General features: G+C 58.2%; 8 protein-coding genes. 3 read left to right on the forward strand and 5 right to left on the reverse strand.

Annotated elements, in window-relative coordinates; genetic code table 11:
• Positions 1 to 65: 65 nt before the first annotated feature.
• Positions 66 to 1,565, reverse strand: coding sequence for a mechanosensitive ion channel family protein (locus tag EFB14_RS21870; RefSeq protein ID WP_164737560.1), 1,500 nt, complete (start codon positions 1,563 to 1,565; stop codon positions 66 to 68).
• Positions 1,566 to 2,302: 737 nt separating this feature from the next.
• Here EFB14_RS21870 and EFB14_RS33915 point away from each other — a divergent pair.
• The 3 genes from EFB14_RS33915 (at position 2,303) to EFB14_RS32980 (ending at position 4,240) form a co-directional block, all read left to right on the forward strand.
• Positions 2,303 to 2,773 (forward strand): hypothetical protein, encoded by a 471-nt coding sequence (locus tag EFB14_RS33915; RefSeq protein ID WP_376772348.1) that lies wholly within the window; start codon positions 2,303 to 2,305, stop codon positions 2,771 to 2,773.
• Between the two features lie 367 nt (positions 2,774 to 3,140).
• Positions 3,141 to 3,809 carry a hypothetical protein gene (locus EFB14_RS21890; protein WP_126828859.1) on the forward strand — a complete coding sequence of 223 codons (669 nt, stop codon included), beginning with the start codon at positions 3,141 to 3,143 and terminating at the stop codon, positions 3,807 to 3,809.
• A gap of 257 nt (positions 3,810 to 4,066) precedes the next feature.
• Positions 4,067 to 4,240, forward strand: coding sequence for a hypothetical protein (locus EFB14_RS32980; protein WP_164737561.1), 174 nt, complete (start codon positions 4,067 to 4,069; stop codon positions 4,238 to 4,240).
• Between the two features lie 28 nt (positions 4,241 to 4,268).
• On the opposite strand, the gene EFB14_RS21895 is transcribed toward EFB14_RS32980, so the two are convergent.
• From EFB14_RS21895 to ku (EFB14_RS21910), 4 genes are all read right to left on the reverse strand, one after another.
• Entirely contained in the window at positions 4,269 to 4,904 is a 636-nt protein-coding gene (locus tag EFB14_RS21895) for a hypothetical protein (protein WP_126828860.1), read from the reverse strand.
• A 64-nt stretch (positions 4,905 to 4,968) separates the two neighbouring features.
• Complete coding sequence (locus tag EFB14_RS21900; protein WP_126828861.1) at positions 4,969 to 5,232, reverse strand: hypothetical protein; 264 nt, start codon at positions 5,230 to 5,232, stop codon at positions 4,969 to 4,971.
• A 1-nt stretch (position 5,233) separates the two neighbouring features.
• Positions 5,234 to 6,046, reverse strand: coding sequence for a non-homologous end joining protein Ku (gene ku / locus EFB14_RS21905; protein ID WP_125844475.1), 813 nt, complete (start codon positions 6,044 to 6,046; stop codon positions 5,234 to 5,236).
• Between the two features lie 11 nt (positions 6,047 to 6,057).
• On the reverse strand, positions 6,058 to 6,975 hold the full coding sequence (ku, locus tag EFB14_RS21910) for a non-homologous end joining protein Ku (RefSeq protein ID WP_126828862.1): 918 nt from the start codon (positions 6,973 to 6,975) through the stop codon (positions 6,058 to 6,060).
• Between the last annotated feature and the right edge of the window lie 1,028 nt (positions 6,976 to 8,003).

Below are 8,003 nucleotides of genomic sequence, written 5' to 3' on the forward strand. Positions count from 1 at the left end.
TTCTCGAATTTCGGGTATGGACCCACCACGAAGGTCGGGACGGCGCCGAGGATGCTCTGGCGAGGTTACGAGCGGTGTCGCCGTTGGTCTTCGTCGCGCGGGCTCTCAGAAATTTTTCGCAGAAAACTACGAAGCTTCGACAGAAACATCTCGGGCGGTTCAGCATAGTCGGCCTGGCGCGCAACCACGTCCCTGCGGTTCAGTTCCTGCCCTCTGCGAGCCAACACTTCTAGGCTCTTGACCAGATCCGGGCGCGCCGCAATAGCGTCCCCTACGCCCTTTCTGTCGAGGCGGTAAGCGGTCACGGGCGTCAATGCAGTAGCCGTTGCTGCGTAGGGTGTACCTGTGATCATGCCGATTGCCCCAAGGCTGCCACCAGGACCCAGTCGGAAGATTACTTCGGTCGAACCGGGCAGACCATCGGTGATCTCGACGGTGCCCGATGCCACGATGAAGAGCACTTTCGGATCGTCACCGCGCTTCATAAGCTGGTCCCCAGCGGCGAACCACACTTCGACCAGTTGGTCCGCTAAGAGACTTCGATCAGCATCGGCGAGGACTCCGAACCAGTCTGACTCCTCGAGGAGGGTTACTGCGGTTGGAACTTGCAAGCGCCCTTGGATCGGGACGCCCGGAACGGCGAGCGCAATGCCTGCGTGGCGAAGATGGGATTGGATGTGGCCTAGCAGTTCGGTGCGGGCCTCGACGAACACTTCGATGCTGGGAATGGTAAAGCTGATGTCGTAGGCAACGCCGTCGCCCTGAAGCTCGCTGCGGGCGACGCTTGGAGGCGGCGTCGCCGATAGCAACACGCAGGTTTTGACTGCCGCGTTCAGGACCGCCATGCAACGATCGGGCCGTTCGTTTGCTGCGACCTTCACTGTGATCGACACGCGGCGAACTTTCGTCGGCAAACTGTGGTTTACCAGACGGGCCTTCGCCATCACGCTATTAGGGACGATCGCTACGTCCCCGTTCAGCGTGGCAATATGTGTGGAACGCCAGTTTACCTGCACGACGCGGCCTTCGATCCCGCCTTCCACCCAGACCAGATCGCCTGGACTATACGGGCGCTCTGTCCCAACGGCGACCCCGGAGAATACGTCCGACAAGCTGCTCTGAAGTGCCAGGCCCAAGACGATCGCGATGACGCCGGAGGTGGCAAGAAGGCCACCTACCGGCACGGCAAAGACGAAATTGATAACGGCGAAGAGCGTCAGCAGATGGATGACACCAGCCATCAGATCGGAAACGATCCGAGTTTCTCGCGGCTTAGTCTCGAAGACCACCAACAACCGGACAATGCCGATCGCGCATTGGGCGGCAGCGAGCCACCATCCGATCTCAATGAGTTGCTGCCACACTCGGTCGCCAGGCTGGGCGGCATCAAATTGCGGCGCAAGCGGCGAGCCTGCCATTTGCAGCACCGTATATGTGAGAGCGATGAACACAGCCACCCGCCACGCGGCTCTCGCCCAGAGCGGCCATCTTCGCGTGATCCACGGCACGATCATGGCGGCAAACAACAGCAGGGTTGCACTAATCTGGGCGGCTTCTGTTGTCATATGAACCCCATCGATAAAAACCGCGGATACGGGCTTTCGTAGCCACGAGCCAGGGCTATGTTGACATCGCCCCCCCCGCCGGAACAAGCGCTGGCGGTTTGCGAAAAACTCAGGCTTGGCTGCCGCCCTGACCATGGTGGCCAGAGCTCTTTATGTCCGCTTCTTAGTGTTAGTGTGCCCCTGGCGGACGGTCGGCTGTCGTGAAGAGTTTCGGGCGCCGGCAGGCGTACGAATGTCCCCGAGGAAGGAACCCGCGGGCCACAGGGTTGGCATAGGCGCAAAAGCGGCCATCCTGATCCCGCAAATCCATATCCGTTCGTTCAGTAGGTGCCATCAGTATAGTATTGGGCGATCAAAGTCTCGGGGAGTGGAATTCTGATGGTTGGTGACAGTGATGCTGTTGTGGGTTGCCGGACCATTTTGATCAATTCCTTGTTGAAGCCGCTGCCGAGGGCTTCGACATCATGTCCGCGCTTCAAGACGAATGGCGCGACGGGGCCAATCGGTTCGAGCCTCCTGGCGAAATACTTGCGCTAGCCGCCATCCATGATGAAATTGCCGGCATCGGCGGCATCACGCAGGATTTCGTCGATAGCTTCGGAGGTCTACCACCACGACGTCGAAGAACCTGTTATACTAATTGCCTGCCCTGAAGGGGTTATTCGCAAACTTCTTTACGCCGCGCGTCCGGAACCGAAGGTGAGTCAATGAGTTTGCCCTCGGTAGGAGACCCACCCATGACCGAGGACAAGAAGATCGTCGAAGTGACCGCGACAAACGATGGCGGTAAACAGGTGCCCGTAGGCATTATGAACACAAAACAAGCGCTCTCGCTTCCGCAGGAGATGGACATTTCCGTATCACACCCGGATCGCGAGGCCAGCGCCGATGAATTCATCGGTCGGGACGAACTACGGCTTCTGACCGAGCCATGGACAGAACCGGTCGGCTTCCGCTTCCCGGCGCCGATCAGTGAAGACTCGGCGGATCGGTTGGTTGAAGCGAAGGCCGCGGCCCGAAACGTGTTGGAGGAAATTATCGCATCGGGGAACGAGGCTGGTTGGGCGACGCGGGAGATGGTTGTCGCGCTGATCGAAGCGGCAAATTCGCTGAACGATGCCGCCAGCGCCGATCCCGATCCCGCGGACGATCCCGATGTCAGCGACGCTGTGCAGGAGCAAATCGGCCACGAGGAGCAGTTCGATTGACGTATATCTCCATCCGAAAGCGTCGGATGGAGGTTGATCCGTCAGGCCCGGTCTTCCTGGAATTGCTCCGCTCTATCGGCTTTATCCAGCCTTCAAGGGGGCTTTCGGACTACGGTCGAATGGTTTTCCCGGAGCGTTCAACGCGGTAAGGCGTCTTCCGGCATCGCTGACTTCCATCGTCTTGTCGCTCGACGGCGGGTCATCGGGCATAGGGATACGGACACACCTTGAATCTACTCTGTCGAGATCTCATCTTCGGGAGAGCATTCCTAATCGCTTTCAAGCGAGGCACACTGCAATAGCCGGTACTGATTCCGTCCTGCGTGCGACCGATGCAAATCGCTTCTCGAACTCTACGAGGTAAGTGTTGACGCAGTTCTTCGAAACAACTCAGGGCATCATGCTAGTCGGAGCGATGATTGGGGCTGGCTGTTTCGCCGCCGGCACAATTATACCGAGCGCACTGCGGTGGACGAGTGCTGGACGCGCGCGGAACCCAAAAGCCAAAGCGCGCAGCGCGGCGATGCTGACAGCTCTGGCATTGGACGATTTTGTCGGCACGGCATACGCTGCCGTCCACGATACGCCTGAGTTCAACCCAGTCAACGAAGGCGAATTCGTCTTCCACACACCGGATCCGGTCCTTATCCTTCCACCGGCTGAAGATTTGAGCCTCCTCGGCGACGAGCTCTTCCACGAGGCTTTATGGTTATCGAACCGGGTGACGAATCTTGGAAACGCGTTGGATAACCTTGATCTCTCCGGTCCAGGCTTCGACAGCTTTTTCGAGCGACGCCAGGAGGGCTATGCGGTGGTCGCGGCGAAGGCGATGGACCTCATCGAGCGACTGCTTGCCGATTTTGATCTCAGTCTTCCGGAAAAACCCGACTACTACAGGCAGCGCGATGGATTTGCCTCGGTCGTACAAGCTGCTGGCGAACGCAGCACCGGCATTAAGAAGGTGGCAGCGAGGGTTCAGACCCCTGGTTCCAATGTCACTCATCTCTTTCCGAAGACGGGTGAAGAGGGTGAGTAACGTCCGGGCGCGCAAGGCGCCCAGCGGACGACTGGACCGTTGACCGTCACGAAGTCCTGTCTCGCATCTCTCCCGCATAAGGACAACGTCTTCGAGGTGTAAAGGAATAGACGTCTCGGCGTCGGGCCTGATCCTCGATGCTTTTTTCCATCGAGAGGCTGGCCGAGGGTTTCCGATTTCCGTCGAAGCGCTGAGCAATGGAAGCGAAACGTCATGCGAGTTTGCTCGACTGAGAAACCCAAGAAGGAGGCGCTAGAATGCGCGACCCTGCAGAAGGTCGTCTACGACAAAAGAACACCGAAATTACTCGCAAGGCGATTTCGGAGGATCCGATCTTCAAGTTCTGTAGGAACGCATTCGGCGACTACCGGGAAGGCGTTGAAGGTTGCGTAAAAAAGCAGAAGGCTGCGAAGCGTCGCTTGGGACAGTGAGTTCAGAGCCGGAAGTGCGCTCGACGTATTAGCGAAGCAGGCCTTCGCTCCCGAACTCGTCCCAACCGCTCAATCCGGTCGCAGCGTCTTCAACTTTCGGATCAGCTTGTTTGACTTTGTCTTGTTTCTTCAGCGAACGGGTCAGCTTCGCCTGGTACGCGGCGCGCCTCCGGTTTTCTGCTTTGGCCGCCGCGTCTTCCTCGCGCCATTCATCCACGGCCCCGCGATCGAGCAGATCCTCTACAACCCGCGGATCGAATACGTGGAAGGTGATCCGCCGCGCTCGACCCTGAAGCCTGACTGTTCGAGTTCCAGCGCTTGGAAGACGCCCGTCCTCCAACCAACGCTTCCTTTCAGAAGCCGTTATCCCCAGGATGTCCTCGATCTCGCGCGGGATGATCGGAAGGTCTGCGACGCCCCGCAGCGATTCCGAGATAATCGACGAGGTCGCGCGAAACGCAGTCTTGGAATTTTCCGGCATGACGAGTGTAAGCTCGCCTGACTGCATATCCAGCGACTTCCTGACCGCGGGAGGAAGTCGAGATCGGATTTCCTGGAGGATTCCCTTCACTCTGACAGCCGATCCGAGCGTCGCCTCCAGGGGAAGCGACCACTCTCTGATCAGTTCGAGATCATCGCTCTTCGTTTTCGTCTTCTTGGGCATACTGGAGCACATTGCATCGGATGGGGCGACCGTCAACGGGCTGCCAGTCCTTGCCGTGGTGGACTCAGTGCCGGGTATCGAGCACGGGCAGATCGTCGTCGAAATTCCCGTTGCTCGCGGCATCGTAGGTGTTCACGCTTCGACCACCGCCTCGGGTACCGAACGCCGTTAACTGCACCATCACGGCCTTCGCCTGTTCGAGGGCTTCATCAGCGCTGACTGCGTGCTCGTCGGCGACCCTCACAGAAACGGCGTCGCCGTCATCTCCGATGAAATCGATCTTCCAACCGCCAGCTTCGTGCTCGATCCTCGTATCCGCCAGATGCATGTCAACCCGCCTTCCTGTTCTTGAGGTCGGCCTCGAGGCTCTTGCGAAGCGCATCCATGATGTTGACCACGTTGGAAGCCGGAGCGGCCTGATCCTTCTTTCCCTTGGCCGCCTTCTTCGGCTTGAGAAGCTTCTTCTTCTCCTCGATGAGCTTCAGCAGGGCATCCTGTATCGGATCGCTGGCCATCTCCGGCGACCAGTGCGCCGACTTCTGCTTGATGAGCTTCTGGACGAGAGGAACGAGATCGGGGTCCGCCTCTTCGTTGATATCCTCGAAGTACGAATCCTCTGGCCGCACCTCGTCGCCAAACCGCAGGCTCCAAAGAATGATGCCTTCATCACGCGGTTCCAGGATGACGGCGCGTTCGCGGCGACCCATCACCAGCTTCGAGACGCCGAATACCTTATCCGCCTTCATGGCATCGCGGATGACGGCGAACGCCTCATTGCCAACCGGGTCGTCAGGCATGAGGTAATGCGGCTTCTCGAGATAGGTCCACTCGATTGAGTCGGCAGGCACAAACTTTTCGATGTCGATCGTCTTCACCGTGTCCAGTGCGACCCGGTCGAGATCGTCTTCCGTCAGGATAATATAGTCGCTCTCGCCGCGCGCGTAGCCCTTGGCCTCGTTCTCGTCCTTGACGGGCTTTCCGGTCACGGAGTCGACGTACTGCGAAACCACTCGGTTCCCAGTCGCCTTATTCAGCGTATGGAAGCGAACCTTCTCGGATTCCGAAGTCGCCGGGGTCATCGCCACGGGGCAGGTGACGAGTGACAGCTTAAGATAGCCCTTCCAGTAATAACTCGGAGCCATGACCGATCTCCCTAGCTGGCCTTGCGCCGCGGAGCAGCCCCGGAAGAGGCGGCTTTCGAGGCCACTCCGCGCGCGGCGCGCTCCCGACCGGCGCCCTTATTGGCGTTGGCGGCAGTGCGTTTCGGTTTGTTGTCGGAGACCGTGCCAGCCTTGAGAAGCCCGGCACTTTCGCGAAGGGCGGCCAGCAGATCGTTGGGCTTCGAAATCTCGACCTTCTTCGGCTTCGGAAGCGCCTTGCCTTCCAACTTCGCCTTCACGAGCTCAGCCAGCGCGGCTTCGTACCGGTCCTCAAACGTCGCCGGATCGAACTCGCCTCTCTTTGTTGAAATGATGTGCTTTGCGAGGTCGAGCATCTCGCCTTCGATCTTCAACTTCGGCATCTTTTCGAAAGCCTTTTTCGAGGAGCGAACTTCGTAGTCGTAGTTGAGCGTGGTGGCGATCAAGCCCCTGCCGTGCGGGCGAATGAGCACCGTCCGGACTCGCCGGAAGAGGACGGCACGCGCGATTGCCACGACATTCGAATTCTTCATGGCCTCGCGGAGGGCGACAAAGGCGTCGGCGTTCATCTTGTCAGGCGTGAGGTAATACGGCTTGTCGAAGAAAATGTCATCGATCTCCTTGCAGGGGATGAACGCCTGCACTTCGAGCGTCTTGTTGCTTTCCGGGATGGTTGCGGCCACTTCCTCGGGATCGATAATGATGTACTGCCCGTTGTCGATCTCGAAGCCCTTCGTCTGTGCCTCGCGCTCCACGCGCTCTTCGGTCTCGCTGTCGATGAACACGCGGTTGACCCGATTGCCTGTCTTCGCGTTGATCGTATTGAACGTGATTCGCTCGGATGTGCTGGCGGCTGTGTAGAGCGCCACGCCGCAGCTTACCTCGCCAAACCGTAAGAAGCCCTTCCACTGCGCGCGATGTCCCGATGCCATGGACGCATCCTCCGAATCACTAAGTCGCGACTCAAAGACGTGCGAAGGTGATTCGTTCCGACTCGAAACGAATCATTTTTCAATGATTTAGGAATTTTTCTTCCGAGTTCGATTCAATTTCATCTCGAGGTTGCGGCGGCAGGTTTCCGGTCCTGTTCTCCGGGAAATTTACGGTGTTATGTAGCAATTGCCACCAACTCCCGGTCCAACGAAACCACGGGCGTTCACGCAAACTATTGCTTCCCATGCACCATGAATTGAGCGCACAATCCAACTGGCTCACTAAGCCGAAGGACTACGCTGGGGGCGGTCCATGGTTTCCTCACCAGTAACAGCACTTATAGTGCCTTTTTCGGTTTTATTGATGGGACTGTTCGCATCGAGCGATGCCCACATGGCGGCTGGCGGTTGGACCTACCCACCCGCCTGTTGCAATGGCAACGATGTCGATGGTGACTGCCAATCGATTCCGAGTTCGGACATCACGAAAGGGCCGTTCGGATTCTCAATTCACCTTCACCCGGGAGACCATCATCTTGTGACCAGAAATCAGCTATTGGTAATCCCCTACGGAAAGGAGATTCCGTCTCACGACCGTAACTATCACATCTGCCTTCAGCCAACAGACGACCGTTCTGAAGCTGCGGGAATGGGGAAGGAAGGGAAATACCGCGTTAACTGCTTCTTTGTGCCTCCCGACGGTGTTTGATTGGTAATCCTCTCGTCTTTCCGCGATGGCAGCAGGCACGAAGTGCGCAGTTCAGTCGTGGTCACTCCTGCCAGAAAGCTGCCAACACGTAACCTCCACCGGCCGCTCGGGGCCAAGGGCGCCAGCCCTAGTCCGATCTCGAGCTAGAACTATCCGTCGGGCTTCAATCCCTGACGGGTTCGCCAAGAGTATGGGTAGTCCTCCCCGTTTTAGCGGGGTTCAGCGGTAGAATTCACGCGGCCATTTTCAGTTTCTGAGCGGGTGTGATGCCGCCAATGCCCATGTTGGGCCGTTCGTGGTTATACGTCCAAAGCCACTC

The organism is Rhizobium fabae, from assembly GCF_003985135.1.
GTDB classification, from domain to species: Bacteria; Pseudomonadota; Alphaproteobacteria; order Rhizobiales; family Rhizobiaceae; genus Rhizobium; species Rhizobium pisi.